This window comes from Arthrobacter sp. TJ-236 (genome assembly GCF_058269235.1).
Genome location: NZ_JBZCNI010000001.1, coordinates 1,429,014 through 1,454,867 on the forward strand (window position 1 = coordinate 1,429,014; position 25,854 = coordinate 1,454,867).

At 69.9% G+C, this 25,854-nt stretch carries 24 protein-coding genes; 10 read left to right on the forward strand and 14 right to left on the reverse strand.

Translation table 11 applies throughout. The features are described from left to right. Window positions 1-19 precede the first annotated feature (19 nt). The gene (locus AC4D16_RS06735) at window positions 20-634 is read left to right on the forward strand and encodes a TetR/AcrR family transcriptional regulator (protein WP_490954378.1); all 615 of its coding nucleotides are present in this window, start codon (window positions 20-22) and stop codon (window positions 632-634) included. A gap of 95 nt (window positions 635-729) precedes the next feature. On the opposite strand, the gene AC4D16_RS06740 is transcribed toward AC4D16_RS06735, so the two are convergent. Genes AC4D16_RS06740 through AC4D16_RS06750 form a run of 3 tightly spaced genes read right to left on the reverse strand, consistent with a single transcriptional unit; the run spans window position 730 to window position 3,350 of the window. Continuing rightward, window positions 730-1,728, reverse strand: coding sequence for an ABC transporter ATP-binding protein (locus tag AC4D16_RS06740; RefSeq protein WP_490954379.1), 999 nt, complete (start codon window positions 1,726-1,728; stop codon window positions 730-732). Between the two features lies 1 nt (window position 1,729). Beyond that, window positions 1,730-2,554: an ABC transporter permease gene (locus AC4D16_RS06745; RefSeq protein ID WP_490954380.1), complete on the reverse strand. Its 825-nt coding sequence runs from the start codon at window positions 2,552-2,554 to the stop codon at window positions 1,730-1,732. Between the two features lies 1 nt (window position 2,555). Next, the gene (locus AC4D16_RS06750) at window positions 2,556-3,350 is read right to left on the reverse strand and encodes an ABC transporter permease (RefSeq protein ID WP_490948153.1); all 795 of its coding nucleotides are present in this window, start codon (window positions 3,348-3,350) and stop codon (window positions 2,556-2,558) included. A gap of 224 nt (window positions 3,351-3,574) precedes the next feature. Between AC4D16_RS06750 and AC4D16_RS06755 the strand changes: the two genes are divergently transcribed. Then, on the forward strand, window positions 3,575-4,387 hold the full coding sequence (locus tag AC4D16_RS06755; protein WP_490954381.1) for a type IV toxin-antitoxin system AbiEi family antitoxin domain-containing protein: 813 nt from the start codon (window positions 3,575-3,577) through the stop codon (window positions 4,385-4,387). 387 nt (window positions 4,388-4,774) lie between these two features. Here the strand turns inward: AC4D16_RS06755 and paaZ are convergent, their stop codons facing one another. Genes paaZ through AC4D16_RS06775 form a run of 4 tightly spaced genes read right to left on the reverse strand, consistent with a single transcriptional unit; the run spans window position 4,775 to window position 9,742 of the window. Beyond that, window positions 4,775-6,862, reverse strand: a complete 2,088-nt coding sequence (gene paaZ / locus AC4D16_RS06760) for a phenylacetic acid degradation bifunctional protein PaaZ (protein WP_490954382.1) — start codon at window positions 6,860-6,862, stop codon at window positions 4,775-4,777. After that, a complete protein-coding gene (locus tag AC4D16_RS06765; protein WP_490954383.1) occupies window positions 6,859-7,797 on the reverse strand; it encodes a 3-hydroxyacyl-CoA dehydrogenase family protein in 939 nt (312 codons plus the stop codon). The genes paaZ and AC4D16_RS06765 overlap by 4 nt, the downstream gene beginning before the upstream one ends. Next, the gene (locus AC4D16_RS06770) at window positions 7,794-8,534 is read right to left on the reverse strand and encodes an enoyl-CoA hydratase/isomerase family protein (RefSeq protein WP_490954384.1); all 741 of its coding nucleotides are present in this window, start codon (window positions 8,532-8,534) and stop codon (window positions 7,794-7,796) included. The genes AC4D16_RS06765 and AC4D16_RS06770 overlap by 4 nt, the downstream gene beginning before the upstream one ends. Further along, window positions 8,534-9,742 carry a thiolase family protein gene (locus AC4D16_RS06775; RefSeq protein WP_490954385.1) on the reverse strand — a complete coding sequence of 403 codons (1,209 nt, stop codon included), beginning with the start codon at window positions 9,740-9,742 and terminating at the stop codon, window positions 8,534-8,536. The genes AC4D16_RS06770 and AC4D16_RS06775 overlap by 1 nt, the downstream gene beginning before the upstream one ends. Window positions 9,743-9,927: 185 nt before the next feature. Between AC4D16_RS06775 and AC4D16_RS06780 the strand changes: the two genes are divergently transcribed. Then, window positions 9,928-12,129 (forward strand): S9 family peptidase, encoded by a 2,202-nt coding sequence (locus AC4D16_RS06780; protein WP_490954386.1) that lies wholly within the window; start codon window positions 9,928-9,930, stop codon window positions 12,127-12,129. Here AC4D16_RS06780 and AC4D16_RS06785 read toward each other — a convergent pair. Genes AC4D16_RS06785 through AC4D16_RS06805 form a run of 5 tightly spaced genes read right to left on the reverse strand, consistent with a single transcriptional unit; the run spans window position 12,060 to window position 17,834 of the window. Continuing rightward, window positions 12,060-13,139: a LacI family DNA-binding transcriptional regulator gene (locus AC4D16_RS06785; protein WP_490954387.1), complete on the reverse strand. Its 1,080-nt coding sequence runs from the start codon at window positions 13,137-13,139 to the stop codon at window positions 12,060-12,062. The two genes, AC4D16_RS06780 and AC4D16_RS06785, sit on opposite strands and share 70 nt — an antisense overlap. Continuing rightward, entirely contained in the window at window positions 13,139-14,644 is a 1,506-nt protein-coding gene (locus AC4D16_RS06790) for a GH1 family beta-glucosidase (protein ID WP_490954388.1), read from the reverse strand. The genes AC4D16_RS06785 and AC4D16_RS06790 overlap by 1 nt, the downstream gene beginning before the upstream one ends. Then, window positions 14,641-15,555, reverse strand: a complete 915-nt coding sequence (locus AC4D16_RS06795) for a carbohydrate ABC transporter permease (protein ID WP_490948145.1) — start codon at window positions 15,553-15,555, stop codon at window positions 14,641-14,643. The genes AC4D16_RS06790 and AC4D16_RS06795 overlap by 4 nt, the downstream gene beginning before the upstream one ends. Beyond that, window positions 15,552-16,538: a carbohydrate ABC transporter permease gene (locus tag AC4D16_RS06800; protein WP_490954389.1), complete on the reverse strand. Its 987-nt coding sequence runs from the start codon at window positions 16,536-16,538 to the stop codon at window positions 15,552-15,554. Before AC4D16_RS06800 ends, AC4D16_RS06795 begins: the two co-directional genes overlap by 4 nt. Window positions 16,539-16,541: 3 nt before the next feature. After that, window positions 16,542-17,834 (reverse strand): ABC transporter substrate-binding protein, encoded by a 1,293-nt coding sequence (locus AC4D16_RS06805; protein ID WP_490948143.1) that lies wholly within the window; start codon window positions 17,832-17,834, stop codon window positions 16,542-16,544. A 478-nt stretch (window positions 17,835-18,312) separates the two neighbouring features. Here AC4D16_RS06805 and AC4D16_RS06810 point away from each other — a divergent pair, with 478 nt between their 5' ends. Beyond that, a complete protein-coding gene (locus tag AC4D16_RS06810; protein ID WP_490948142.1) occupies window positions 18,313-18,744 on the forward strand; it encodes a PaaI family thioesterase in 432 nt (143 codons plus the stop codon). Then, complete coding sequence (locus AC4D16_RS06815; RefSeq protein ID WP_490954390.1) at window positions 18,741-19,598, forward strand: SGNH/GDSL hydrolase family protein; 858 nt, start codon at window positions 18,741-18,743, stop codon at window positions 19,596-19,598. Before AC4D16_RS06810 ends, AC4D16_RS06815 begins: the two co-directional genes overlap by 4 nt. Window positions 19,599-19,618: 20 nt before the next feature. Here the strand turns inward: AC4D16_RS06815 and AC4D16_RS06820 are convergent, their stop codons facing one another. Next, on the reverse strand, window positions 19,619-20,389 hold the full coding sequence (locus AC4D16_RS06820) for a tyrosine-protein phosphatase (protein ID WP_490948140.1): 771 nt from the start codon (window positions 20,387-20,389) through the stop codon (window positions 19,619-19,621). A 72-nt stretch (window positions 20,390-20,461) separates the two neighbouring features. Between AC4D16_RS06820 and AC4D16_RS06825 the strand changes: the two genes are divergently transcribed. The 3 genes from AC4D16_RS06825 to AC4D16_RS06835 are packed head-to-tail and all read left to right on the forward strand — an operon-like array spanning window position 20,462 to window position 23,472. Next, entirely contained in the window at window positions 20,462-21,415 is a 954-nt protein-coding gene (locus tag AC4D16_RS06825; protein ID WP_490948139.1) for a 1,4-dihydroxy-2-naphthoyl-CoA synthase, read from the forward strand. 7 nt (window positions 21,416-21,422) lie between these two features. After that, window positions 21,423-22,553: an AMP-binding protein gene (locus AC4D16_RS06830; RefSeq protein ID WP_490954391.1), complete on the forward strand. Its 1,131-nt coding sequence runs from the start codon at window positions 21,423-21,425 to the stop codon at window positions 22,551-22,553. A 34-nt stretch (window positions 22,554-22,587) separates the two neighbouring features. Continuing rightward, on the forward strand, window positions 22,588-23,472 hold the full coding sequence (locus AC4D16_RS06835) for a 1,4-dihydroxy-2-naphthoate polyprenyltransferase (protein WP_490948137.1): 885 nt from the start codon (window positions 22,588-22,590) through the stop codon (window positions 23,470-23,472). Window positions 23,473-23,502: 30 nt separating this feature from the next. Here the strand turns inward: AC4D16_RS06835 and AC4D16_RS06840 are convergent, their stop codons facing one another. Then, entirely contained in the window at window positions 23,503-23,808 is a 306-nt protein-coding gene (locus AC4D16_RS06840; protein WP_490954392.1) for a DUF4229 domain-containing protein, read from the reverse strand. A gap of 30 nt (window positions 23,809-23,838) precedes the next feature. Here AC4D16_RS06840 and AC4D16_RS06845 point away from each other — a divergent pair, with 30 nt between their 5' ends. Further along, on the forward strand, window positions 23,839-24,285 hold the full coding sequence (locus AC4D16_RS06845; RefSeq protein WP_490948135.1) for a PLD nuclease N-terminal domain-containing protein: 447 nt from the start codon (window positions 23,839-23,841) through the stop codon (window positions 24,283-24,285). A gap of 654 nt (window positions 24,286-24,939) precedes the next feature. Then, window positions 24,940-25,776 (forward strand): sugar phosphate isomerase/epimerase family protein, encoded by an 837-nt coding sequence (locus tag AC4D16_RS06850; protein ID WP_490954686.1) that lies wholly within the window; start codon window positions 24,940-24,942, stop codon window positions 25,774-25,776. The last annotated feature ends 78 nt before the right edge of the window (window positions 25,777-25,854 follow it).

Here is a 25,854-nt window from a genome sequence, read left to right on the forward strand (position 1 = left end):
GTCGTGCAAAAATGACGGCATGACCGCCGCCGGAGGATCCCCGCTCACGACCGCCCGCAGGGGCCGACCGGGCTACGACCAGCAGTCGGTCCTGACCGCCGCCGTGGCCGCCTTCAACCGGCACGGCTACGAGGCCACCTCCATGGGGATGCTGGCCGAGGACCTCGGCATCAGCAAGTCCGCCATCTACCACCACGTCCCGTCGAAGGGCGACCTGCTGCGGCTCGCCCTCGACCAGGCGCTCGGCGGTCTCGAGGCCGTGGTGCAGGACGATCGCGCGAGCACCGGCGCCGCGGATGCCCGCCTCGAGTTCGTGCTGCGCGGCACCATCGCCGTGCTCATCGACCGTCTGCCCTTCGTGACCCTGCTCCTGCGGCTGCGGGGGAACACCGAGGTGGAGCGGGAGGCGCTGGAGCGACGACGCACCTTCGACCGGCGCGTGGCGGACCTCGTGGACGCCGCCCGCCGGGAAGGCTCCCTCCGCAGCGACATCGATCCGAGGACCACCACCCGGCTCATCTTCGGGACGATCAACTCGATCGTCGAGTGGTACCGCCCCGGTGGACCGCTGACCCCGGACACCCTGGCCGACGACATCATCGTCATGGTGTTCGACGGCCTGCACCGGCGCTGACCCGCCGCGTCAACGCTCTCGCGAGCCGCGCCGTCGTCCGCGGAGCCCCGCCTCCCGCCGTCGGGCGCGACGTTGACCCGCCGTCGTTCGCGGCGCTACTCGGCGCCGTCGTCGGGTACGGGCTGAGCCGTGCCGTACAGCCGCCGCACCAACTGCTCGATGTCCGGCTCCTGCAGCGAGAGGTCGGCCACCTCCGCGGTGGTCGAGATCGCGGCCAGCAGCGCGGCCGCGCTGACGCGGCGTGGATCGAAGGCGATGCTGTGGCGCACGCCCTGGGCCTCGACACCGACGTGGCGGGCGCCGTCGGGCAGAAGGAGCAGCCGCGCGTCGACCACGGGTTCGGCGAGGTCCACCATCATGGTGCGGGTGCCGCCGTCGAGCCCCGCGAGCTCCGTGAGGGCGCCGTCGAACACGAGTGCGCCGTCGTCGACCACCAACACGCGGCGGCAGAGGCGCTGGATGTCGCTCATGTCGTGCGTGGTGAGCAGCAGCGTGGTGCCGTGCTCGCGGCGCTCCACGTCGAGGAAGTGGCGGAGGCTCTCCTTGCTGATCATGTCGAGTCCGATGGTGGGCTCGTCGAGGATCACGAGTTCCGGCCGGTGGAGCAGGGCCGCGACCACCTCGCCGCGCATGCGCTGCCCCAGCGAGAGCTGACGTACCGGGGTAGTGAGGAAGCCGCCGAGGTCCATGCGTTCCACGAGCTCGTCGAACCGCGGGGACCAGTCCGTCCTCGGTAGCCGGTGCATGGCGGCGAGGATCGGGTAGGAGTCCTGCAGCGGCAGGTCCCACCAGAGCTGGGAGCGCTGGCCGAACACCACGCCGATGCGCCGGGCGAGGGCGCGGCGATCGGGCACGGGGTCGAGCCCGCACACGCGGACCGTGCCCGAGCTGGGCACGAGGATGCCCGTGAGCATCTTGATCGTCGTCGACTTGCCCGCGCCGTTCGCCCCGATGTACCCGACGGCCTCGCCCGGCTCGACCGTCACGGTGATGTCGCGCACGGCGTGCACCACGCGCCGTCGGCGCCGGAACCGGCCCGCGGACTCCATCACGTCGAAACTGCGGCTCAGCTGCTCCGCCTCGATGATCGCCATGTCAGCCCCCTGCTCCGGTGTACTTGCGGATCGCTGCGCGCCACAGCAGCAGCATGGCGCCCGAGAGCAGGATCGCGGCAGGCACGTTCAGCCATCCCGTCCAGGCGGGGATGGCGGCCGAACCCTCGACGCCGAGGATCACGAGGCTCGGGGCGTAGGCCACGAGCGTCGCCGGGATGACGAACGTGAAGAGGATCTGCATGGGCAGGAACAGCGCCGCCCCGGGCATCGTGGAGACGTACCGGCCGCCGTAGGTGAACGCGTTGGCGAACTGCCGTCCGTCCAGCAACCAGAACTGCATGGCCCCGGCGCCCAGGAAGAGCGCGCAGAAGATCACGGCGCCGGCCACCGGCGTGACGACCATCAGCAGCACGGTGGCCGGGCTCCAGTCGATGTCCGTGAGCACCAGGGCGACGACGAGGGCGGCCACCGCGAACAGGGCCCGCCCCACGCGCCGCAACTGCAGGTCCATGGTCATGAGCTGCAGCAGCACGGGCACCGGGCGGACGAGCAGCACCTCGAGCTTGCCCGTCCTGATGGCCTCGGCCATCGAGTCCGTCTCCCCCATGACGAGGTCCGCGATGGCGAAGGAGAGCGACGCGAGGCCGAACACGAGCAGCGTCTGCGCGAAGGTCATTCCCCCGAACGCCGGGACGTTGCTCACGATCACGTACAGCTCCACGAATTCGGTGAGCCCGAGCACCACCTGCCCCACGAGGTCCGTCACGAAGCTGCCGCGGTAGGCGAGCTGCGAGCGCAACCGCGAGCCCACGAGCATCCGCACGAGAACCGCCGTGCTGACGGGCCGGCTGTCGGCGTCGAGCACCTCACCCACCCTGCACCACCAACTTGGACGCGCCACGGCGCACCATGACGTGCGCAAGGGCCACGAGCGCGCCGAGCCACAGGACCTGCACGACGACGAGGCCCACGCTCTCCGCGCCGACGGTCCGGCCCGCAAGGATGTCCGCCGGAGTCTGCAGCATGGACGGGAACGGGGTGGCACGCGCCAGGTCGGCCAGCCAGGCGGGGAACCACGAGATCGGGACGAGGAACCCGCTGAGGAGGTTCATCAGCACCATGTACAGCATCCAGAACCCGCGGATCTCGACGAGCCAGAACGCGAGCAGGTTCACGATGAAGAAGCCCATGAACGTCAGCGAGAACGCCGCGAGGATCGAGACGGCGGCGAGGAGGTACGGGCCCGCCGTCGTCGGCAGTGACAGTCCGGTCACCAGCGCCCCGACGACCAGGGGCGGGATGCCGCGCGGCAGCAGGTCGAAGGCGGCGCGACCCAGGTCCTGCGACCAGTACGAGCCCACGAGGCTCACCGACCGCGTGAGGTCGATCGCGATGTCGCCGGTCCTGACCCGCCGCGAGAGCTCGGTGTTGCCGAAGAGCCCGAGGGGGCCGAGCAGCGCCTGCCCGATCCACACGTAGGTCGCGGCCTCGACCGCCGAGTAGCCCCCGATGCTCCCGCCCGCCGTCGCGATGGCGCTGAGGAGGAGGGAGGCCCGGATCAGGCCGAAGATGGAGTTGGTGAAGGCTCCTGCGAAGGCCGCGAGGCGGTAGGTGGAATAGCGCCGGAAGGACGATGCCGTCAACTCCCAGTACGCGCGCACCGGCCCGAGTCTAGTACCAGGCGCGGGGGCGCCGTCGTCGTGCGATTGGGCCCGCCGTCGTGCCGTCCGCCCCGGCCGACGTCGGATCCTCCCAGTTCACGTGCCGCTGAAGTGGGAATGCTCACGCATTCCCTTTCGACGACGCCTTGCTGTGGGAGGAAGCCTTGTCCACATAGCTCGCCCTCCCGCGAAGACCCTGGTTTCGGCACACGAAGCTCCTACCCATGGATGTGAAGCAGTACCTCGATCAACACGGCGGCATCGGTCGAGCCCGTGACATGGCAGCCGCGGGTGTATCGGAAGCCGCACGTGCACGCGCGGTCAGGAAAGGCGTCGCCACTCGGCCGGCGCGCGGGATCTACGCGCTGCCGGGTCACGACGGGCTTGCTCTTCGCGCCCTGTCACTCGGCGCGGACCTCGCATGCATCAGCGCGGCACAAGCCCGCGGTCTCCGGGTCATGCGGCAGCCGAGGAAACTGCACCTCGCCGTGGACCACGGACGAGGCATTCCCGGCGACGATCTGCTCATACATCGCGCGGTCCGACCGGTCTCGGACCTCAGCGTCTGCCTGCAAGCCGCTCGTTGCCTCCCCGAACTCGACGCGCTCTGCATCCTCGAGAGTGCAGTTGTCGCACGACGCGTAGCGATCGCTGATCTACGAGAACGCGCCACGTTCAAGAATTCCGGAGCCCTGCGCAGGCTGCTTGCTCTGATCGATCCCCACTCGGAGTCCATCCTCGAGACCGTTGCGCGATATCACCTCCTCCGCGCAGGACATCACGTTGCGTCCCAGGTGCACCTCCCCGGCGTGGGGCGGCTGGACCTCGTTGTCGACGGTGTGCTCGGGGTAGAGGCCGACGGGCGGCAACATCACACGGACCGCCGTGAGTTCGAGGAGGATCGGCGCCGCTGGAACCTCTTGACCACCCGCGGCTACCCGGTCCTTCGCGTGACCTACGCCCTGCTCGTCAACGAGCCTGACCGGTTCATCCTGCTGGTGGAGTCCGCCCTCGCCACACTTTCTCGCTCCCGCTGAGCTGCAGTTCACCCGCGTTGTGCCGGCGCGACGACTATGCGTGGGCGCTTCCTCCCACTTCATCAGGTCATCAACCGGGAATGCTCGAGCATGCCCACTTCGAGGGCTGATGAAGTGGGAGGAGCACGTGGCCTCAGGGGAGTTCCGAGCCGGGCCGCATGTTCCGCCCGACCTGGCGCCGCCTGAGGCACCCAAGCAAACGGTTGGACCGGCAGCAGGCTCCGCCAGTCCCCAGGCCGCACGCTCTGGCGCAGGCGCCGAGGCAGCCGAGCCCCGGCATCCCGCTCTGGCGCAGGCGCCGCGTGCAGCCGAGCCAGCCGAGCACCGGCATCCCGCTCTGGCGCCGCCCGGCGCCGCGCGCTCCGGCCCCGGCGCCGCCCGAAGGCGCTACTTCTGCACGAGGGTCAGGACGTCGTAGGTCGCCACGATCTCGTCGTCCTGGTTGTGCAGGACGGCGTCCCAGGCCACCTCGCCGTACTCGTCCGTCTCCCGCGGCGTGATCCGCTTCGCCGTCAGTGTCACGCGGATCGAATCACCGGCCGCGACCGGCGTGATGAAGCGCAGATTCTCCAGGCCGTAGTTGGCGAGGACGGGCCCCGGCTCGGGGTCGACGAACAGGCCCGCACCCCAGGAGAGCAGTAGGTAGCCGTGCGCCACGATCCCTGGGAAGAACGGGTTCGCGGCGGCGGCTTCCTCGTCGGTGTGCGCGTAGAACGTGTCCCCCGTGGTCTCGGCGAACGCGCTGATGTCCTCGAGCGTCACCTGGCGCAGCTCCGAGCGGACGGCGTCCCCGATGCGGAGCGTCGCGAGGTCCTTGCGGAACGGGTGCACGTCGTCGAACCGGCGGTCCGCGCCCGCGTGCCACTCGCCGGTGATGCTGGTGAGCATGTTCGGGGAACCCTGCACGGCGGTGCGCTGCATGTGGTGCAGCACGGAGCGCATGCCGCCGAGCTCCTCGCCGCCGCCCGCGCGGCCCGGTCCGCCGTGGACGAGGTGTGGCACGGGCGAGCCATGGCCGGTCGACGAGCGGGCGTCCTCGCGGTTGAGGATCAGCACCCGGCCGTGGTGCGCGGCGATACCGAGGACCAGTTCCTGCGCGACGACGGGATCGTTGGTGCAGACCGTCGCGACGAGGGATCCGGCCCCGAGGGCGGCGAGCCGGATGGCGTGCTGGACGTCGTCGTACCCGATGACGGACGCGACGGGACCGAAGGCCTCGACCGAGTGCAGCGCCCCGGCCTCGACGTCCTTCCAGGTCAGCAGGACCGGTTCCATGAACGCCCCGCCCGGCGCCTTGCCGGACGTGTTGTCGCCGAGGACGACGTCGGGCGCGTCCAGCGACCCGAACGCGACGGACGCGCCACCGGCGATCAGCTCGCGTACCGACTCCTGCACGCCCTCGAGCTGCGCGAGGGAGGCCAGCGCCCCCATCGTGACACCCTCGGCCCGAGGGTCACCGAGCGTCACGCGCGTGCGGATGCGCTCCCCCGCAGCCGCGACGACGTCGTCGACCAGTGCCTCGGGAACGATCGACCGGCGGATGCTCGTGCACTTCTGGCCCGCCTTGACCGTCATCTCGGTGACGAGGGACTTCACGAAGGCGTCGAACTCGGGGGTGCCGGGCACGGCGTCGGGGCCGAGGATCGCGGCGTTGAGGGAGTCGGTCTCGCAGGTGAAGCGGACGCCGCCGCGGGCGATGGACTCGTGTGCCTTCAGGTGGTTGGCGGTCGAGGCCGAGCCGGTGAAGGACACGAGGTCGCGGTAGTCGAGGTGGTCGAGGATGTCCCGGGCGGGGCCGGAGATGAGCTGCAGGGCACCCTCGGGGAGGATCGCCGAGCCGACGATGAGCTTCACGACGGCGGCGGTCAGGAAGCCGGTGGGCGTGGCGGGCTTCACGATGGTCGGGACGCCGGCCAGGAACGCGGGTGCGAGCTTCTCGAGCATGCCCCAGACGGGGAAGTTGAACGCGTTGATCTGCACGGCGACGCCGGGGATCCGCGTGTGGATGTGCGTGCCGAGGAACGAGCCGTCCTTGGACAGCACCTCGGGCGGCCCGTCGACGATCACGTGCGAGTTCGGCAGCTCGCGGCGCCCCTTCGACCCGAAGGTGAAGAGCACACCGATGCCGCCGTCGATGTCCACCATCGAGTCGATCCGCGTGGCGCCGGTCGTGGCCGACAGCTCGTACAGAGGGTCGCGGTGTGCGTTCAGGTACTGCGCGAGCTCCTTGAGCTTGAGCGCGCGCTCGTGGAAGGTGAAGCGTCCCAGCGCGGCCTGTCCCGTGGTGCGCGCGAACGCGACGGCCGCCGCGGTGTCCATGCCCGCGGTGCTCACGATCGCGAGTTCCTCCCCCGTGCTGGCGTCGCGGACAATGGTGCCGTCCGCGTCCGCGGCTGCGCGCTCGGGTGTCCACCAGGCGTCCTCGAGGAAGCTGGGGACGACGTCGATCTGTACTCGTTCCGGGGCGGTTGTCATGTCCGCTCGCCTTTCACTGGTGCTGCAGGATGCGTGGTGGGGCCGGGGCCGGGGCCGGTCGCGGGCGCGGAGGGTTCCGCCCAGTCGAAGAAGCCTCGCCCGGACTTCCGGCCGAGCTCTCCCCGGGCCACCTTCTCGCGGAGCACGGCCGGCGGCTCGAAGCGCTCCCCGAGAGTGGATGCGAGGTAGTCGGCGATGCCGAGGCGGACGTCCAGGCCCACGAGGTCCGTGGTGCGCAGGGGCCCCACCGGGTGCTTGTAGCCGAGGACCATGGCGGCGTCGATGTCCTCGGCGCTCGCCACGCCCTCCTCGAGCATGCGCATCGCCTCGAGCGCGATCGCGACGCCGAGCCGGGAGCTCGCGAACCCGGGCGAGTCACGCACGACGACGGGCGTCTTGCCGAGCGCGGCCACCCACGACCGCGCGGCCGCGTGGAGCTCGTCCGACGTCCGCGACCCGAGGACCACCTCGATGAGCGTGGACGCCGGCACCGGGTTGAAGAAGTGCAGGCCGCAGAACCGCTCGGGGCGCTGAAGCACGTCCGCGAGCGCGTCGACGGAGAGGGAGGAGGTGTTGGTGGTGAGCCAAGCGTCGGCGTCGAGCACGTCCTCCACCGCGCGCAGTGCCCGGCCCTTGAGGGCGGCGTCCTCGGGCACGGCCTCCACCACCAGGCCGCAGGGCGCGAAGGCCGCGTAGTCGGTCGAAGCCCGCACGCGGGCCGCGAGATCGTCGGCCGGAACCGCCGTCGTCCCCCGCTCGACGCTCCGGGTGAGCGCCTGGCGGACGCGCGCGAGCCCGGCGTCGGCCGCAGCGTCGTCCCGCTCGACGACGACGACGTCGACGCCCGCGAGCACGAAGGCGTGCGCGATCCCGGCGCCCATGCGGCCGCCGCCGAGGACGCCGACCGTCTGAGGAACGGCGAGGGACGTGGTCATGAGCCCTTCTTCCGGTCCAGGAAGCGCTGCATGCGCTCGAACTTGGCGTCGGACTCGAACAGGATGGCCTGCGCGAGCTGGTCGATCATGGGATGCGACTCGCGCGGGGCGTGGAACACGCTCTTCGTGATGCGCGTGGCCAGGGGATCCTGCCGCCCGATGCGGTCGGCGAGATCGTGCGCGGCCTGCAGGAGGTCTGCGGGCTCGTGGAGAGCGGTGACGAGCCTCGCCTCCAGCGCCTCCTCGGCGGTGAGGATGCGCCCGGCGAGCAGGATCTCCTTCGCGAGGGGCTCCCCCACGAGTTCCTTGAGCCGCCACGTGGCGCCGGCGGCCGGGAGGATACCGAGACCGGTCTCCGGGTTGCCGATCCTCAGGCGAGGCGTCCCGATCCGGAAGTCCGCCGCGAACGCGAGCTCCGCGCCGCCGCCGAGGGCGTAGCCGTCGAGCGCGGCGATCACCGGCAGCGGCAGGGCGGCGATGCACGCGAAGAGGGTCGAGTTGATCCCGGCGAGCGCGTCGTCGCGGCGGCGCTCGCGCAGCTCGGCGATGTCGGCCCCCGATGCGAAGACGCCCTCGGACCCGATGAGGATCAGCGTGCGCGGCGACTGTTCGAGGTCGGCGCACACCGCGTGCAGCTCGTCCACCATCTGCCGGTCGATGGCGTTGCGCGCCTCGGGGCGGTGAAGTTCGACGACGAGCCTGTCGGGCCCCTCGGTCAGCAGCAGGGCCGCGGGCATCAGAGGGCCTCGAGGAGCATCGCGGTGCCCTGCCCCACGCCCACGCACATGGTGGCCAGGCCCAGCCGACGCGCGGGTCCGCCGAGTTCGCGTTCCATGCGTCCGAGCAGCGTGACGGCGATGCGCGCGCCCGAGGAGCCGAGGGGATGACCGAGGGCGATCGCCCCGCCGTCGCGGTTCACGACGCCCTCGTCGAGGCCGAGCCTCCTGATACACGCGAGTGCCTGGGTGGCGAAGGCCTCGTTGAGTTCGACGGCGCCGAGGTCACCGATGCCGAGGCCCGTCCGGTCGAGGATCTTCTGCGTGGCGGGGACCGGGCCGATGCCCATGATCTCCGGCGGCACCCCGGCGGAGGCGCCGTCGACGATGCGTGCCCGCGGTGTCAGCCCGTACCGCTCCAGGGCCGCCTCGGAGGCGACGATCACCGCGGAGGCGCCGTCGTTGAGGGAACTGGAGTTGCCGGCGGTGACGACGCCGTCGGGCCGCACCACCGGCCGGAGCCTCCCGAGCACCTCGAGCGTGGTGTCGGCGCGCGGGCCCTCGTCGGTGTCGACCGAGAAGGAGGTCTTCCCGCGGCTCACCTGCACCGGCACGATCTCGTCGTCGAACCGTCCGTCCCGGATGGCGGCGAGCGCCCGCTCGTGGGACCGCAGCGCGAAGGCGTCGGCGTCGTCGCGCGTGATGCCGTCCAGCGAGGCGAGCTCCTCGGCCGTCTCGGGCATCGAGTACGTGGTCTTGTCCCGCGCCGCGAGGGCCGGGTTGGTGAAGCGCCAGCCGATCGAGGTGTCGAACACGGCGCCCGGCTTGGCGAACGCCTTGTCCGGCTTCTCCATGACCCAGGGTGCGCGGCTCATGGACTCCACACCGCCGGCGATCACGACGTCCGCCGCTCCGGCCTTGACCATGTGGGAGGCCATGATGATGGCCGAGAGCCCGGAGGCGCAGAGGCGGTTGACGGTGATGCCCGGCACGGTGTCCGGGAAGCCCGCGAGCAGGGACGCCAGGCGCGCGACGTTGCGGTTCTCCTCGCCCGCTCCGTTCGCGTTGCCGAGGATCACCTCGTCGACGACGGCGGGATCGAGGCCCGCGCGCCCGGTCACGGCGGTGAGGACGAGCGCCGCGAGGTCGTCCGGTCGCACGCTCGAGATCGCTCCGCCGTAGCGACCGACCGGTGTGCGGACGCCGCCCACCAGGAATGCCTCGGCCATGGTCGTCCCCTCGTCGAAAGTGGTGCAGCCTCGCCCAGTGGGCACGAATTACCGAACGCTCGTTCTGTAAAGACCGCCTCCAGAATTGCACGCCCCTCCTACGCGGTCAACCGCGCCCGATCCCTGATTCCCGCGTGCTGACGGCCGTCCGGTGGGTCGGGGATCCCGGTGGCAAGATGGGAACCATGACCGCTCACGACGCGCCCGACGCCGCTCGCCTACCCGTTCCCCCGCCCGCGAAGAAGGTGCCCTTCGAGCGGACCCACCACGGCGACACGTTCGTGGACGAGTACGAGTGGATGCGTGAGAAGGAGAGCCCCGAGCTCGTCGCCCACCTCGAGCGCGAGAACGCCTACACCGATGCCGTCACCCGCCACCAGGAACCGCTGCGCGAGGCGATCTTCACCGAGATCAAGGACCGCACGCAGGAGACCGACCTGTCCGTCCCCGCCCGCAAGAGGGGCTGGTGGTACTACTCGCGGACGGAGGAGGGCAAGCAGTACGGGATCCAGTGCCGCGTCGCCGCGACCGACACCGGGAACCTGGATCGCGACTGGACACCGCCCGAGGTGGTGCCCGGGCAGCCCGTGGAGGGTGAGCAGATCATGCTCGACGGCAACGTCCTCGCCGAGGGCAAGCCCTTCTTCTCCCTGGGCGGCCTGTCCGTCACGGAGGACGGCACGCTGCTCGCGTACTGCGAGGACAACGCCGGCGACGAGCGCTTCACGCTCCGCATCAAGGACCTCACCACCGGCGACCTGCTCCCCGACGAAGTGCCCGACGTCTTCTACGGGCTCGCCTTCTCCCCCGATGGCACGCGCGTCTACTACACGGTCGTCGACGACTCGTGGCGGCCCTACCAGGTCCGCGTCCACACGCTCGGCACCCCCGTGGCGGACGACGACGTCGTGTACCAGGAGGACGACGTCGCCATGTGGACGGGCTTCGAGATCTCCGCGGACCGCACGCAGCTCCTCGTCAGCATCGGCTGCTCGGAGTACAGCGAGACCCGCGTCCTCGACCTCGCCTCGCCCGCGGACGGTCTGACGACGCTCATCTCCCGCGACGAGCGCATCCTGTACGACGCCGAGCCGGTCACGATCGACGGCATGCGCCACTACCTCCTCACCCACGACCGCGACGCGAAGAACTCGATGGTGAGCCTCGTGGCGGCCGCCGAGTTCGCGCGGCCCCTCGCCGAGCAGCAGTGGACCACCGTGATCCCGCACGACGACGCCGTCCGCGTCAACGGCATCGCCATCACGCGCACGCACCTGATCCTCTCGGTCCGCAAGGACACCATCGAGCGCGTGCAGGTGCTCCCGCTCGCCGGTCTCGGGACGCCGGACCAGGCACTGCCCTCCGAGCCCGACTTCGACGAGGAGCTCTTCACGAGCAACCTCTCCAACGCGGAGTTCGACTCCCCGATCATCCGGCTCTCCTACGCCTCCTACCTGACGCCCCCGCGCGTGTACGACTACGTGCTCGGGGACGGCTCGCTCGAACTGCGCAAGGAGACGGAGGTTCGTGGCGGCTACGACCCGGCCGCGTACGTCGCCGAGCGGCAGTGGGCTCCGGCGGCCGACGGCACGCTGGTCCCGTTGTCCGTGGTCCGGCGCGCCGACCTCCGCCAGGACGGCGCCAACCCTGCCGTGGTCTACGCCTACGGCAGCTACGAGGTGAGCATGGACCCGGCGTTCTCGATCGCGCGGCTCTCCCTGCTGGACCGCGGCATCGTGTTCGTCACGGCCCACATCCGCGGCGGCGGCGAGATGGGACGGAGCTGGTACGACCAGGGCAAGAAGCTGGCGAAGAAGAACACGTTCACGGACTTCGTCGACGCCACCGACCACCTCGTCGCGTCGGGCTGGGTGGACGCGGGGCGGGTCGCCGCCATGGGTGGGTCCGCAGGAGGGCTCCTCATGGGGGCGGTGGCCAACCTCGCTCCGGAGAAGTACCGCGCGATCGTGGCGCAGGTGCCCTTCGTGGACGCCCTCACCACCATCCTCGACCCGGAGCTCCCGCTGTCGGCGCTCGAGTGGGAGGAGTGGGGCAACCCGATCACGGACCCCGAGGTGTACCGCTACATGAAGGAGTACACCCCCTACGAGAACGTCCGCGCCGTCGCGTACCCGCGGATCGCCGCCGTCACGAGCTACAACGACACCCGGGTGCTCTACGTGGAACCGGCGAAGTGGGTCGCGAAGCTGCGGGAGACGACCACGGGCACGGAGCCGATCGTCCTGAAGACCGAGATGGACGGCGGCCACGGCGGGGCCAGCGGCCGGTACTCCCGCTGGCGGGACGTCGCGTGGGACTACGCGTTCGCGGCCGACGCCGTGGGCGCCACGGAGGTGCTCGCCCGCTCCACCAGCTCGGTCGAGTAGATCACGGGCTCCGGGTGCGAGCCCGGGGCCTCGATCTCCTCGAGGAGCATGGAGCCGGCCTTCACGGCCATCTCGACCATGGGCTGCGTGATGGTGGTCAGCGGCGTCGCGGCGGTGGCGCCGACGGCGTGGTTGTCGTACCCGATCACCGCGACGTCCCCGGGCACGCTGCGCCCGGACGCCTTCACGGCCTCGATGACGCCGAGCGCCATGAGGTCCGACGCCGCGAAGATGCCGTCGATCCCCGGGTGCTCGGCGAGGAGGTTCCGCGCTGCTACCGCGGCTCCCTCCGTGGTGAAGTCCGCGTGGACCACGGGACCGTCGCGGATCCCGGCCTCGGCCAGACCTGCCCGCCAGCCCGCCAGGCGGTCGACGGCCGCGGTCATGTCCGCCGGACCGGCGACCGTCGCGAGGCGCCGCCGGCCGATCTGGGCGAGGTGCCGTGCCGCGAGCCGGCCGCCGCCTTCGTTGTCGGTGTCCACATAGGTGACCTGCGAGGTCGTGTCCCACGGGCGCCCGATGAAGATGGTGGGGAGCCCGGTCTGCGCGAGAGACCTCGTCCAGGAATCGGCCTCGTGGTGCGAGACCACGATCGCCCCGTCCACGTGCCCGCCGCGCAGGTAGCGCAGGGTCCGCGCGGAGTCGTCGTCGGCCCTCGACATCAGCAGCACCAGCTGCACGTCGGTGTCCCTGAGCGCCTCCGTGATGCCGGTGATCACCACCGCGAAGAAGGGATCCATCATGACGCGGACGTCCGGCTCGGGGATCACCAGGGCGATCGAGGACGTCCGCCGCGTCACGAGGCTGCGCGCCGCCCGGTTCGGGATGTACCCGAGTTCGAGGACGGCGCGGTCCACCGCCGCCTGCGCCTCCGGGCTGACGCGGTCCCCCCCGTTGATCGCGCGCGACGCCGTGGAGCGCGACACCCCGGCCGCGAGCGCGAGATCCTCGAGCGTCGGGCTCGGCCGGGCCGCGACGTGCCGCAGCGACCGGGGCGGAGAAGCGCTCATCACACCGACAATACGACACCCGCCCTTCCGGCATCCGTGGGCGCGGTGCCGTCGGAGGTGCCGGTCGCGGCGAGGTCGACGGGCGCACCGGTCACCGTGTTGGTGGCCGCGAGCTGTGCGTACCAGAGGGCGCTCGCCTTCGGCGTGCGCTGCTGTGTCGCGTAGTCCACCCGTACCAGGCCGAAGCGCTGGTGGTAGCCCCAGGCCCACTCGAAATTGTCCATGAGGGACCACGCCAGGTAGCCGCGCAGGTCCACGCCGTCGTCGAGCGCGTCCTTCATGGCCCGCACGTGGGCGTCGAAGAAGCCCAGGCGGTCCTGGTCGTCCACGAAGCCGTCGTCGTCGGCCCGGTCGTTGTAGGCGGCACCGTTCTCGGTGACGTAGATCGGGATGCCCGCGGGACCGGTGTACTCGTCCTGCAGCCGGTTGAGCAGGCGGCGGAGTCCGTCCGGCTGCACCTCCCAGTCCATGGCGGTGACGGGCAGGCCGCGGGGCACGGAGCGGACGCCGTGCGCTGCGACGTACGGCGAGGACACCGGACGCTCGAGTGGCGCGTGCCCCTCCTGCGGTGCGGCCTCGTCCGAGGGCGTCGTGGTGACGGCCTCGCCGTGGTAGTAGTTCACGCCGAGCACGTCGAGCGGCGTGGCGATGATCTCGAGGTCGCCCGGCAGGATGTGATCCTCGAGGCCGAGGTGGGCGACGTCCGCGAGGACGTCCGCGGGGTAGGCCCCGCGCAGCACCGGATCGAGGAAGATCCGGTTGAACTGGCCGTCGATGCGACGCGCGGCGTCGCGGTCCGCCTCACTCGTGGGATCGAGGGGATCCGGCACGGTCAGGTTGAGGGTGATGCCCAGCGTGGCGTCGGCGTCCCGGCGGCGCAGTTCCTGCGTCGCGAGACCGTGCCCGAGCAGCAGGTGGTGCGCCGCCGCGAGTGCCGCCGTCGGCTCCTGGCGCCCGGGAGCGTGCACGCCGGCTGCGTAGCCGAGGAAGGCCGCGCACCAGGGCTCGTTCAGCGTGGTCCAGATGCGCACGCGGTCCCCGAGGGCCTCGTGCATCACGGCCGCGTAGTCCGCGAACCGGTACGCGGTGTCGCGGTTGGTCCAGCCGCCCTTGTCCTCCAGGGCCTGCGGGAGGTCCCAGTGGTAGAGGGTCAGCCACGGCGTGATCCCGGCCTCGAGGAGCTTGTCCACGAGTCGCGAGTAGAACCGGATGCCCTCGACGTTCGGGGTCACCCCGTCCGGCATGCAGCGTGACCACGAGGTGGAGAAGCGGTACGCCTGGAGGTTGAGGCTCTTCATGAGCTCGACGTCCTCGCCGAACCGGTGGTAGTGGTCGCATGCCACGTCGCCGTTGTGGGCGTCCGCCACGGCGCCCGGCACGCGGGAGAAGGTGTCCCAGATGGACGGCCCCCTGCCGCCCTCGCGGGCCGCGCCCTCGATCTGGTAGGCGGCCGTGGCCGCTCCCCAGAGGAAGCCCTCGGGGAAGGTGATGTCGGTGGTACTCATCCTTTGACTGCTCCTTGCATGATGCCTGCCACGAGTTGGCGGCCCGCAACGGCGAAGAGGAGCAGCAGCGGGATGGTGGACAGCACGGCCCCGGCGAGCACGATCGAGTAATCGACGAAGTGCGCCGCCTGGAGCAGCTGAAGTGCCACCGGCAGGGTGGGGTTGGACGGATCCAGCACGATGAACGGCCAGAAGAAGTTGGTCCACGTCGCGACGAACGTGAACAGGGCGAGCATAGCGGCGGCCGGCCGCGCGGCGGGAAGCCCCACGTACCAGAAGGCCTGAATCATCGACGCGCCGTCGATCCGCACGGCCTCGATCAGTTCGTCGGGCAGGGCATCGCGCAGGTACTGGGTCATCCAGAAGACCCCGAAGGCCGTGACGACGCCGGGGATGATCACGGCCCATAGCGACCCGGTCCAGCCGAGCTTCGCCATCACGATGAACAGGGGGACCACGCCGAGCTGCGTGGGCACCGCCATCGTGGCGATGACGAAGACCAGCAGGGCCTTGCTGCCGCGGAAGCGGAGCTTGGCGAAGGCGAACCCGGCCAGGGTGGAGAAGAGGACCACCGAGGCGGCCGTGACCGTCGAGACGATGATGCTGTTGGAGAGTGCCTTCCAGAAAGGGATGCTGTCCAGCACCGTGGCGGCGTTGGCGAAGAAGTTGCCACCGGGCGTCAGCGGGACCCCCTGGCTGATCACCGAGCTGTCGTGGCTGCCGACGAGGAAGGACCACCAGAGCGGGAACGCGGAGCCGAGGATCACAGCACCGAGGAAACCGTAGGTGAGGAACCCGGGCCGGCGCATGGTGCCACCGGGGGCCCCGCGGCGCCGGGTACCCACCCCGCGCTGGGCTGCGCGGGCGGCCCCCTTACCCGCGGTCTGCTCGATCATGGGGATGGAGCTCACTTGCGACCTCCCTGGGTGGCGATGCGGCGGGTGATGAGGAAGTTGGCCATCGCGATGAGGACGATGATCAGGAACAGCAGCCAGGCCACGGCCGAAGCCCTACCGAAGTTGCGCTGGCCCCAGCCGAGCTCCCAGATGTACATGGTGAGTGTCTGCCACTGACGGTCGGCTCCACCGAGACCGGCCTGGTCGAACACGCGTGCCTCGTCGAAGACCTGGAGGCCACCGATCGTCGCGGTGATCACCACGAAGATGATGGTGGGGCGGAGCATCGGGACGGTTACCGAGAAGAACTGGCGGAGGCGTCCGGCGCCGTCGATGGTCGCAGCCTCGTAGACGTCCCTGGGGATGGCCTGCATGGCTGCGAGGAAGATCAGCGCGTTGTAGCCCGTCCAGCGGAAGTTCACCATGGTGGCGATCGCCGTGTGACTCGCGAACGAGTCGGCGTGCCAGCGGACCGGGTCCAGCCCTATTCCCGACAACAGCTCGTTGACCAGGCCTGCCTGATCAGCGAACAGGTTGTTGAAGATCAACCCGACGGCCACGGGGGCCACCACGAACGGTACGAGGACGCCCATCCGCCAGAAAGTCCTGGCCCGGAGGTTCGCATCCAGCACCGCCGCGATGGCGATGGCGAGGACGACCTGCGGGACGGACGAGAGGAGGAAGATGCTGAACGTATTGCCTACCGCGTTCCAGAAGAACGGCTGCGCGAGCACGAACTCGTAGTTCTCCAGTCCGGTGAACTCGCCCTGGCCACCGATGAGGTTCCAGGAGTGGAGCGAGACCCACGCCGTGTAGATCAGCGGGAAGAGCCCGGTGACGGCGAAGAGGACGAAGAACGGCGAGATGTAGAGATACGGAGACAGCTTGACGTCCCACGTGGACACCTTCTGGGAGAAGGCGACCCGCTTCACGCTCTTCTCGTGCGATGAGCGCTGCTTCGTGGGGGGTGGGGTATGGACCCGGTCCGTGACGGCCATCGGCTACAGAGCGCCTACTGCGGTGACGAACTTCTCCCAGGAGGAGTCGGGATCATCGGTCTGGTCGACGTCGACACGGGTCAGGGCCTGCTGCATCGCGTCATTGATCGCGAAGTACTTGGGGCCCTTGAACGGGGTGACCTCGATGGCGTTGGCCCGGTTGGCGAGGATCTCACCGGTCGGCGCGTCGTTGAAGAACGCGTTCGTCTGACCCTGCAGTACGTCGCTGTCCAGCGCCTCGACCTGGCTCGGGAAGGTGCCCTTGGACTCGAAGGCCTTGATCTGCTGCTCGGGGGCCGTGAGCCACTCGGCCAGCTTCTTGGCCTCGGCCTGGTTCTCACCCTGAGTAGGAACGGTCAGGTAGGACCCGCCCCAGTTGCCGCCGCCGCCGGGGAAGACATCAGCGATGTCCCAGCCCTCGACGCCTTCGGCGTTGCCCTCGATGACGCCGAGCATCCAGCCCGGGCAGAGCTTCGTCGCGAACGCGTCGGACTGGAAGCTCGCTACCCAGTCGTCCTCCCACTGCGTGAGGTGTGCGGAGAGTCCGTCCTCGACGGAGGCCTGCAGGACCTGCTCGTAGATGTCCTTGACCTCGGGGTTGTCCGTCGCCATGACGGTGCCGTCGTCCTCCTCATAGGCGTTCTGGACCTGGTTGATCATGCCCTGGTACGTGGCTCCCGCGGAGTCGAACCAGGCCACTCCGTCGCTGGCAGCGACGAATTCCTTGCCCTGGTCGAAGTAGTTCTGCCAATCGCCCTCGAGCATGTCCGCGACGGCTTCGCGGTCGCTGGGAAGCCCTGCCTTCTCGAAGAGGTCCGCCCGGTAGCAGACGCCCTGGGGCCCCGCGTCGGTGCCGTAACCGATGAGGGAGCCGTCCTCGGTGGTGGCGGCGGCGGTCTTGAAATCCAGCCACCGGCCCTCGACGGCGGGGTCGGTCAGGTCGGCGAACTGATCAGGGTACTCGAGCAGCTCGGGCAGCCAGTCGACCTCGATGCCCTCGATGTCCGACAGGCCGGAGCCGGCAGCGAGCCTCGTGGTGAGGTTGTCGCGGGCCTCGTTGGAAGTCGCGGCCTTCTTGTGCTCGATGGTGACGTTGGGGTTGAGCTCCTCGTATTCGGTGAAGAGGTCCTCGTAGCCGAACTCGTTGAACGTTCCGACGGACAGGGTGACGTCCGCGGTGCCGGTCTCGCCTTCGACGCCGGCATTGTCCGATCCGCCGGATCCGCAGGCGGAGAGGGTCAGCGCCAGGCAGGCGGCCGCGGCGGAAAGTGCTGTGATACGTGCTGATTTCTGCACGATGACTCCTTTGTCAGCTGGGTGCCCGCCACCGTGTGGGGCGGGTGAAGGTTCCGGAGCCACCGCAGAGGGTGACCATCGCCGGACGAACGGGTGTGGAACCGGGAAAATGAGGGCGGCACGGACGCCGGAGGGCGCGGCGGGCCACCGCTGAACGGGATACGGACGAGAGCAGACCCTTCGAATGATCTGTTCGGTGGGAGCGCTCTCACGCCGTCGAACCAGAGTCACTGTGACGCGCGCCACTGTCAAGTGGGAGCGCTTCCACGCCATCGCCAGGGAGACCTCATCTCTGCATCGCCCCATGTCAGGGGCTCGTAGCCCTCGACCGCCGTGATCGAATCGTTATCTTCCACGCCGTCGTCGGAGGGGTGGACGCCGCCGCTAGAGTGACCTGGATACGCCCGAGAACCACCTTCCGGCCCGAACCCAGGGACCCACGCACCCCAGCGGTGCGACGATACGAGGAGCAAGCGCCATGACCGCCGACCAGCCGATCCCCTGGACCATCACCCTCGGCGAGCTCGACGAGAAGATGGGCGTGAAAATCCTCGAGCAGTCCGTCGAGCGGGTCGTCGCCACCATGCCGGTGGAGGGCAACCGGCAGTCGTTCGGGCTGCTCCACGGCGGCGCCTCCCTCGCCGTCGGGGAAGCCGTGGGGTCCTGGGCCGCGGTGATCCATGCGTCCACTCTCGGCAGGACCGCCGTGGGGGTCGACGTCTCGGCGACCCATCACAGGAGCGCGCGGGACGGGGTCATCACCATCACGGCGACACCGCTGCATCTCGGCCGGACGCTCACCACGCACGAGGTGCTCATCACCTCCGAGGACGGCCGTCGGCTGTGCACGCTCCGCATCACCAATCTCCTGCTGGACAAGCCGGCGCCCACGAGTACGGTTGGCCCATGAATCCGTCGAAGCGTTCCCCCGCCCTCCGCCTCGCCGTCGTCACCGCGGCGGCAGCGGCGGCACTGCTCGGCGGAGCGGCAGCACCCGCCGTGGCTGCTCCCAACGCCCCCCTCTCCTACGTGGCGCTCGGTGACTCCTACGCCTCCGGGTTCGGGGCGGGCCAGTACGTGAACGCCTGCGGCCAGTCACCCCTCGGCCTGCCCGGCATCCTCGACTCGAAGAAGCAGGTGCAGCTCGTCGCGGACGTCACCTGCGCGGGTGCGAAGGTCGCCACGGAGGAGAAGGGCGCCATCGACCTCCCCGAGCAGGTGGCGCAGGCCAGCGCCGTCGGCGCCCTGTCGGCACGGACCGACCTCGTGACCATCTCGGCGGGAGGGAACGACGCCGGTTTCGGCCTGATCGCCGGAGCATGTATCGAGCGGTCCACCGCCGTGTGCGAGCAGGTCATCGCCGGGCAGAAGGCCACTGCGCTCCCCGTCCTCGGGCAGAATCTCGACGCCCTCTACGATTCGATCGCCGCGGCCGCACCCCGGGCGGAGGTCGTGGTCACCGGGTACCCGCACCTCTTCTCCCCCGAATTCGGCACACCGTTCATCCCCGTGGCCTCGCAGACGGCCTTCAACGCCGGCATCGACGCGGTGAACGCCGTGATCCGACACCAGGCCGAGGCGAACGGTTTCACCTATGTGGACCTCGTGCGGAAGTTCGACGGTCACGGGCTCGGTTCCCCCGACCCGTGGATCACCTTCACGCTGGGAGCGGAGGACAACCTGCACCCGACCGCCGAGGGCTACCGGTCCGGCTACTTCCCCGCCGTCCGCAGCGCCGTGAACCTGGCCCAGCTCCAGCGCTAGGGCGACGCCCAGCTCCAGCGCTAGGGCGTCGTCCACCCCGGTTCGGTCAGGCGCGCTGTCAGCGCGTCAAGCTCCGCCTGCGTGAGCCCGGCGTCCAGCAGGAACTGCCGGGCGTCGAGGGTGCGGAGCAACTCCTCGAGGTGACCCTGGGCGTCGAGGAGCGTCGCAGCGAGTTCCTCGTCCGTCTTCGGCGGTTCGTGCGGCGTCTCCTGCGAGCGGTAGCGCGCGTTGATCGCCGTCACGGCCTGGGCGTAGTCCGCGGAGATCGCGGCGTCCGGGATGCCGGCCGCGCTGAGCAGCAGGGCCATGACCATGCCCGTGCGGTCCCGGCCGGCCGCACAGTGCACCACCACGCCACCCGCGGGCGCGCCGGCCACCGCGCGGGCGATGCCCGCGAAGCGCTCGGGCCAGCGTTCGAGGTTCGTCCGGTAGTACTTCGGTGTGCTGAGGTAGGGGCCGCAGAGGGCCATGAACTCCTCGTCCGACTGGTCCTCGGTGGGCAGGTTGACGTGGCTGAAACGGTCCAGCACCGCCTGCGGCACCGGGGGGTCCTCGGGCCTGCGACCGAGCTCGAAGCCGTTCCGGAGGTCGATGACGGTTCGCACGCCGTCGTCCCACGCCTGCTGCCAGCCGGCGGCCGTGACCCACTCGTGCCGGCCCATGCGGTACAGCCGCCCCGGCTGGACGCGGCCTTCGTCGTCGCCCGTCCCGCCGAGGTCACGGGCGTTCACGGCCCCGTCCCAGTCGACGGGGGCTGCGGTCGCGGCGGCGGGGCCGGGGGAAGCACTCATGGCGGCAGCGTAGCAATCGTCGCCCGACCCGCCGGCCCTCTCCGCTCCGGCGTGCGCGGCTACACTCGACGGGTGACTTCCGAGCTCCCGGCCCAGGTATCCGACCTCTTCGATCCCACCCGCTGGCGCGTGGTGACGGGCTTCGAGGACTTCACGGACCTGACCTACCACCGCGAGGTGGAGCGCGACCCCGACGGCGCCGTCCTCCGCGATCTGCCGACCGTGCGGATCGCCTTCGACCGCCCGGAGGTGCGCAACGCCTTCCGGCCCCGCACCGTGGACGAGCTGTACCGGGCCATGGATCACGCCCGGATGACCCCCGACGTCGCCACCGTGCTGCTGACCGGCAACGGCCCCAGCCCGCGCGACGGCGGACACGCCTTCTGCTCGGGAGGGGACCAGCGCATCCGGGGCCGTGACGGCTACCGGTACGCCGAGGGCGAGACCCGGGAGTCGATCGACCCCGCCCGTGCCGGGCGCCTGCACATCCTCGAGGTGCAGCGGCTGATGCGCACCATGCCGAAGGTCGTCATCGCCGTCGTCAACGGGTGGGCGGCCGGGGGTGGCCACAGCCTCCACGTGGTGGCCGACCTGACCATCGCCTCGGCGCAGCACGGGCGCTTCAAGCAGACGGACGCGACCGTGGGCAGCTTCGACGCCGGCTACGGATCGGCGCTCCTCGCGCGCCAGATCGGCCAGAAGAAGGCGCGGGAGATCTTCTTCCTCGCGCGGGAGTACTCCGCCCGGGAGATGGTGGAGATGGGCGCCGTGAACGAGGCGGTGGACCACGCCGAGCTCGAGACCACGGCCCTCGCCTATGCCGCGGACATCGCACGTCAGAGCCCCCAGGCCCTCCGCATGCTGAAATTCGCCTTCAACCTGGCCGACGACGGCCTGGCGGGCCAGCAGGTGTTCGCCGGTGAGGCCACCCGCATGGCCTACATGACGGACGAGGCGGTGGAGGGCAAGGAGGCGTTCCTGGAGAAACGCGCTCCCGACTGGTCCTCGTTCCCCTACTACTTCTAGGAGCGGCGTGGAACTGCTGCCCGTCCACACCCCCGAAGGCTTCGACCCCCTCGGACTGCTGAAGCCCCTCGCCGCCGCGCTGGCCGGTGAGGGCCCAGCCGTCGCGCCCCACGCCGATGCCGCCGCGACCTTCGCCGAGACCCTCCCCAATGACGAGATCGCGGCGGTGATCAGCACGTCGGGTTCCACGGGCACGCCGAAGCGCACCATGCTGAGCGTGGACGCCCTCGCCGCCTCGGCCATGGGCACCGCGTTCGCGCTCAAGGCCGAGGGTCAGTGGCTCCTCACCCTGCCGGTCCACTACGTCGCCGGTTTCCAGGTGCTCGTGCGCTCCCTCTTCGCGGGCACGCAGCCCTGGGTGATGGACACCTCCGCAGGCTTCACGCCCGCTGCGTTCACCGACGCCGCGGCCGAACTGACCGATCGGGTCCGCTTCACGTCCCTCGTCCCCACGCAGCTGCACCGCCTGCTCGTGGACCCCTCGCCCGAGACGCTGCGCCTCCTTCGCCGCTTCGACGCGATCCTCCTCGGTGGCGCTCCCGCAGGGGCGCCGCTCCGCGCCCTGGCACGCAGCCACGACCTGAAGATCGTCGAGACGTACGGCATGAGCGAGACCTGCGGCGGGTGCGTGTACGACGGCGTTCCGCTCGACGGCGTGGATCTCCGCTCCGAGGACGGGCGGCTGTCCATCGGCGGTTCCGTCCTCGCGGACGGGTACCTGGGGGCGCCGGAGCTGACGCGTGAGAAGTTCGTGTTCACGTCGGGGCAGCGCTGGTTCACCACCGACGACGCCGGGGAGGTCGGCGACGACGGCACGGTCACCGTGCACGGGAGGCTGGACGACGTCATCATCACCGGGGCGCTCAAGGTCTCCGCCGCCACGGTGACCGCCGTGATCGAGCAGCTCGCCGGCGTCGAGCAGGCGATGGTGCTGGGGATCAGCAGCGACGAGTGGGGCACCGCCGTGGCGGCCGCCGTCGTGGGTGACGTCGAGGCCGAGGTCATCCGCCAGGCCGTGCACGTCGAACTGGGAGCGCACGCCGTGCCCAAGGCGATCGTGACGCTCGACGCGTTCCCGCTGCTGCCCGGCGGCAAACCGGACCGCCGCACCATCCTCTCGCTCCTCGAACGCGCCTGACCGCGTCCGCTCCACCCGACCAGAAGGAACATCCGTGGCGACTGCCGCTCAGTGGCTCGAAGGAGCCCGCCCCCGCACGCTTCCCATGGCCTTCGCGCCCGTGATCATCGGAAGTGCAGCTGCCTTCGGGCTCGGATCGTTCAAGCCGCTCAACGCCGTTCTCGCGGCGCTCGTCTCCGTGCTGCTGCAGGTCGGCGTGAACTACGCGAACGACTACTCGGACGGCATCCGCGGCACGGACGACGAGCGCGTGGGCCCCCTGCGGCTCACCGGCTCGGGGGCCGCGAAACCCGGTCAGGTCAAGGCAGCCGCGTTCGCGTGCTTCGGCCTCGCGATGCTCGCGGGTCTGGCCCTCGTGATCCTCGCGCAGTCCCTGGTGCTGATCCTCGTGGGCGTGGGCTGCATCGCCGCAGCCTGGGGGTACACCGGCGGCAAGAACCCCTACGGGTACCGCGGCCTCGGCGACGTCTTCGTGTTCGTGTTCTTCGGACTCATCGCGACCCTCGGCACCACCTTCACGCAGGCCAACGCGGTGAGTGCCGCCGCCTGGGTGGGAGCCATCTCCACGGGCCTCATCGCGACGGCCCTGCTCATGGCCAACAACGTGCGCGACATCCCGACGGACCGCGCGGTGGGCAAGAGGACGCTCGCGGTGCGCCTCGGCGACCCCGCCGCCCGCGTCACGTACGTCATGATGCTCGCGGCGGCCGTGCTGCTGCCGCTCTTCCTGAGCAACGAGTACCCGTGGGTGCTGGTGGTGCTGCTGCTCATCCCCGCCTGCCTCATGCCGAGCTGGCTGATGCTGAAGGGCAAGAAGCGCAAGAGCCTGATCCCGGTGCTGAAGCAGACCGGTCTGATCAACCTGGCGTTCAGCGTGCTGTTCGCGGCGGGCATCGTCATCAGCAGGCAGATCGCCTGACGCCTTGCGCCGACGTCGTAGGACGGCCCGTCAGGCGGACGGGTCGCGGGGCTTGCGGTCCGCGTTGACCGGCATGTTCGGGTCGAGGGCGTCCTCGGCGGCGGCGTCGTCGAGCTCCACGGCCGACCGGACGGGAGGTGCGCCGGGGGTGAAGCGACGCTGCAGGGTGGCCGCGGCGTCGTCGCGCAGCGTGCGGGCGAAGAGGTACGTGATGCACCAGGCGAGGATCGCGGCGAGCACCGCGGACACGAAGAGCCCGATCCCCAGCAGCACGCACGCCACGTAGAACACGACGATCAACAGCAGGCGCAGTGCAGTGAATTTGAGGAAGGCCACGCTTCAAGTTTACTCGCCTACACTTGGCGCATGCCCCGCCTCCTGCTCTTCGCCGCGATCCTGGGGGTCGCCGTCATCATCTACGCACTCATCGATTGCGTCATGAGCAGGAAACACGATGTGCGGAGTATCTCGAAGACCGCATGGTTCGTGACCATCCTGGTTCTGCCCCTCATCGGCGCGGGAATGTGGTTCCTGCTCGGCCGTCCGCGCAACGAGGGCCCGTCCGGACCGCGGCGCCCCGCTCCCCGCAAACCGACCGCGCCCGACGACGACCCCGCCTTCCTCCAGAACCTCGAGACCCAGCGCCGCCAGCAGGCGCGCGAGAAGGAACGGCGCCTCCGCGAGCAGCAGGAGAAAGCCCGCGAAGGCAAGACCGGAGACGCCGGCAAGGACTCCCCCACCGACGACGGCAAGCACGACGGCGAGGGCAACGACGACGCCGGCTCCGGCCCGGCGGGGGCGCACCGCCCCTGAGCGCAGTCCCACCGACGCACCGCCTCTGACCTCCGCACCTCGTTCGTCTCCGCGGGGTATCGCCCTGGCCTCCGCTCCCGTGGATCCACATGCCACCCCCGCCGAATTCCCGGCCTCCGGATCAGTCACCCGAGTGCCTGCCGGGCTGATTCTGCACGCACCTGACTCCCCGATCGACTGCCTGCCGTCCTGTGCGCGTCGGCGGCGCCGGGTGACCGACGGCCGCACCGTCCGCCCGTCCGCGCATCAGTTCACACTCAGTCCGGTCCGACGGTGCGGACCATGGCACGAGGCCTGCTTCGTCGCTCTGGTCGAGGAGGGCTTCCCCAAGGCATGCAACGACACGGTCGTCATGTCGATCCGAGGCCAGCTCGGCTCACGCGGTTCGTCAACTTCTGGTGACGTGGCGTTCGGTTCTCGGCGATCGGCTGGAGCCTGAGGAGGGCTGTCTTCCACTGCAGGACGAGTCATCCGCCTGTGGCTGGGCATGGCCCGAGATACGAGTGCAGAGGCGTCCATCTGCGGGCGAGCCACTAAGCCCGATGACGTTGATCCGCGCGTCGAGCCCCGAGTCCATCGGTCCACAGTTGACTGTTAACACCGCACCTCAGTAGTGTGCTTCTGGTCACGTCCGTCAGTGTGAGGTCAATGATGATGTTCCACCCCCGACTTGTGTGCTCGTCCATCAGTTTTCGACACCTGAGCCTTCCGGTTGCCCTCAGCACCATGAGGAGGCTTGGTTTCTCCACGCTGGATCTGGGTGCTCTCCCAGGCGTTTGCGATCACGTGCCCTTCGTTCTGAACGCCGAGGCGGTGGAGGGTGTCAGCTCCACCATTCGGTCCGCTGGGATGGATGTCTCGTCGATCAACGCGGACATCGGCGATCTCACAATGGTCCTCGACCCCGGAGCCGCCACACGACGCGAGGAACATCTCGACCTGCTGCTGGGGCTGGCCGTGAACGTCGATGCGCCTGCCCTGGTCCTTCCCTGCGGAGCCCAGTCTCGAGAACCGGTTGACACCCTCAGGAGAGACATGGTGCGTATGGCAGACGCGCTCGAGGAGGCTTCACGACGTGCTGCAGCTGTCGGAGTAGAGATATGGGTGGAAGCACCGCACTTCTACCGCCTGTGCTGGGACCTGGATCGGACCGTCGATCTTCTGGCGCACCTACCCGGGACCGTGGGTCTTGTCATGGATTTCAGTCACCTCGAGGCCTCGGGTGCAGATGCCGTCGAGTACGTCGAGATCTTCCGGCAGAGGATCCGTCACGTACACCTCCGGGATGCCGTCGCCGGTGATATCAATCGCAGCATCGGCAGGGGGACCGTCGACTTCGAGGCCGGCCTCAGAGCGTTGGAGGTATCCGGATACGACGGTCGCTTCTCCCTCGAACTCGAGACCCGGGACGTCATCGATGATGAGCGTCCACAGGCGACGGCGGCGGCCGCAACCTATATCTCCCAATTCCTCGGCTCCCCCGCGGCATGACTCCCGTGCCCGTTCGGGCACTTCCCCTGATCCAGCACCTGAACCCGTTCCACGACAAGCACCAGCAAGAGCACCATG

Bases quoted from the DNA above. Each gene is read 5' to 3' on its own strand.
- AC4D16_RS06845 (WP_490948135.1), top strand. From the start codon at position 23,839: ATGCCCCGCCTCCTGCTCTTCGCCGCGATCCTGGGGGTCGCCGTCATC.
- AC4D16_RS06790 (WP_490954388.1), bottom strand. From the start codon at position 14,644: ATGAGTACCACCGACATCACCTTCCCCGAGGGCTTCCTCTGGGGAGCG.
- paaZ (WP_490954382.1), bottom strand. From the start codon at position 6,862: ATGACAACCGCCCCGGAACGAGTACAGATCGACGTCGTCCCCAGCTTC.
- AC4D16_RS06800 (WP_490954389.1), bottom strand. From the start codon at position 16,538: ATGGCCGTCACGGACCGGGTCCATACCCCACCCCCCACGAAGCAGCGC.
- AC4D16_RS06780 (WP_490954386.1), top strand. From the start codon at position 9,928: ATGACCGCTCACGACGCGCCCGACGCCGCTCGCCTACCCGTTCCCCCG.
- AC4D16_RS06850 (WP_490954686.1), top strand. From the start codon at position 24,940: ATGTTCCACCCCCGACTTGTGTGCTCGTCCATCAGTTTTCGACACCTG.
- AC4D16_RS06810 (WP_490948142.1), top strand. From the start codon at position 18,313: ATGACCGCCGACCAGCCGATCCCCTGGACCATCACCCTCGGCGAGCTC.
- AC4D16_RS06775 (WP_490954385.1), bottom strand. From the start codon at position 9,742: ATGGCCGAGGCATTCCTGGTGGGCGGCGTCCGCACACCGGTCGGTCGC.
- AC4D16_RS06755 (WP_490954381.1), top strand. From the start codon at position 3,575: ATGGATGTGAAGCAGTACCTCGATCAACACGGCGGCATCGGTCGAGCC.
- AC4D16_RS06735 (WP_490954378.1), top strand. From the start codon at position 20: ATGACCGCCGCCGGAGGATCCCCGCTCACGACCGCCCGCAGGGGCCGA.
- AC4D16_RS06770 (WP_490954384.1), bottom strand. From the start codon at position 8,534: ATGCCCGCGGCCCTGCTGCTGACCGAGGGGCCCGACAGGCTCGTCGTC.
- AC4D16_RS06820 (WP_490948140.1), bottom strand. From the start codon at position 20,389: ATGAGTGCTTCCCCCGGCCCCGCCGCCGCGACCGCAGCCCCCGTCGAC.
- AC4D16_RS06740 (WP_490954379.1), bottom strand. From the start codon at position 1,728: ATGGCGATCATCGAGGCGGAGCAGCTGAGCCGCAGTTTCGACGTGATG.
- AC4D16_RS06785 (WP_490954387.1), bottom strand. From the start codon at position 13,139: ATGAGCGCTTCTCCGCCCCGGTCGCTGCGGCACGTCGCGGCCCGGCCG.
- AC4D16_RS06815 (WP_490954390.1), top strand. From the start codon at position 18,741: ATGAATCCGTCGAAGCGTTCCCCCGCCCTCCGCCTCGCCGTCGTCACC.
- AC4D16_RS06765 (WP_490954383.1), bottom strand. From the start codon at position 7,797: ATGACCACGTCCCTCGCCGTTCCTCAGACGGTCGGCGTCCTCGGCGGC.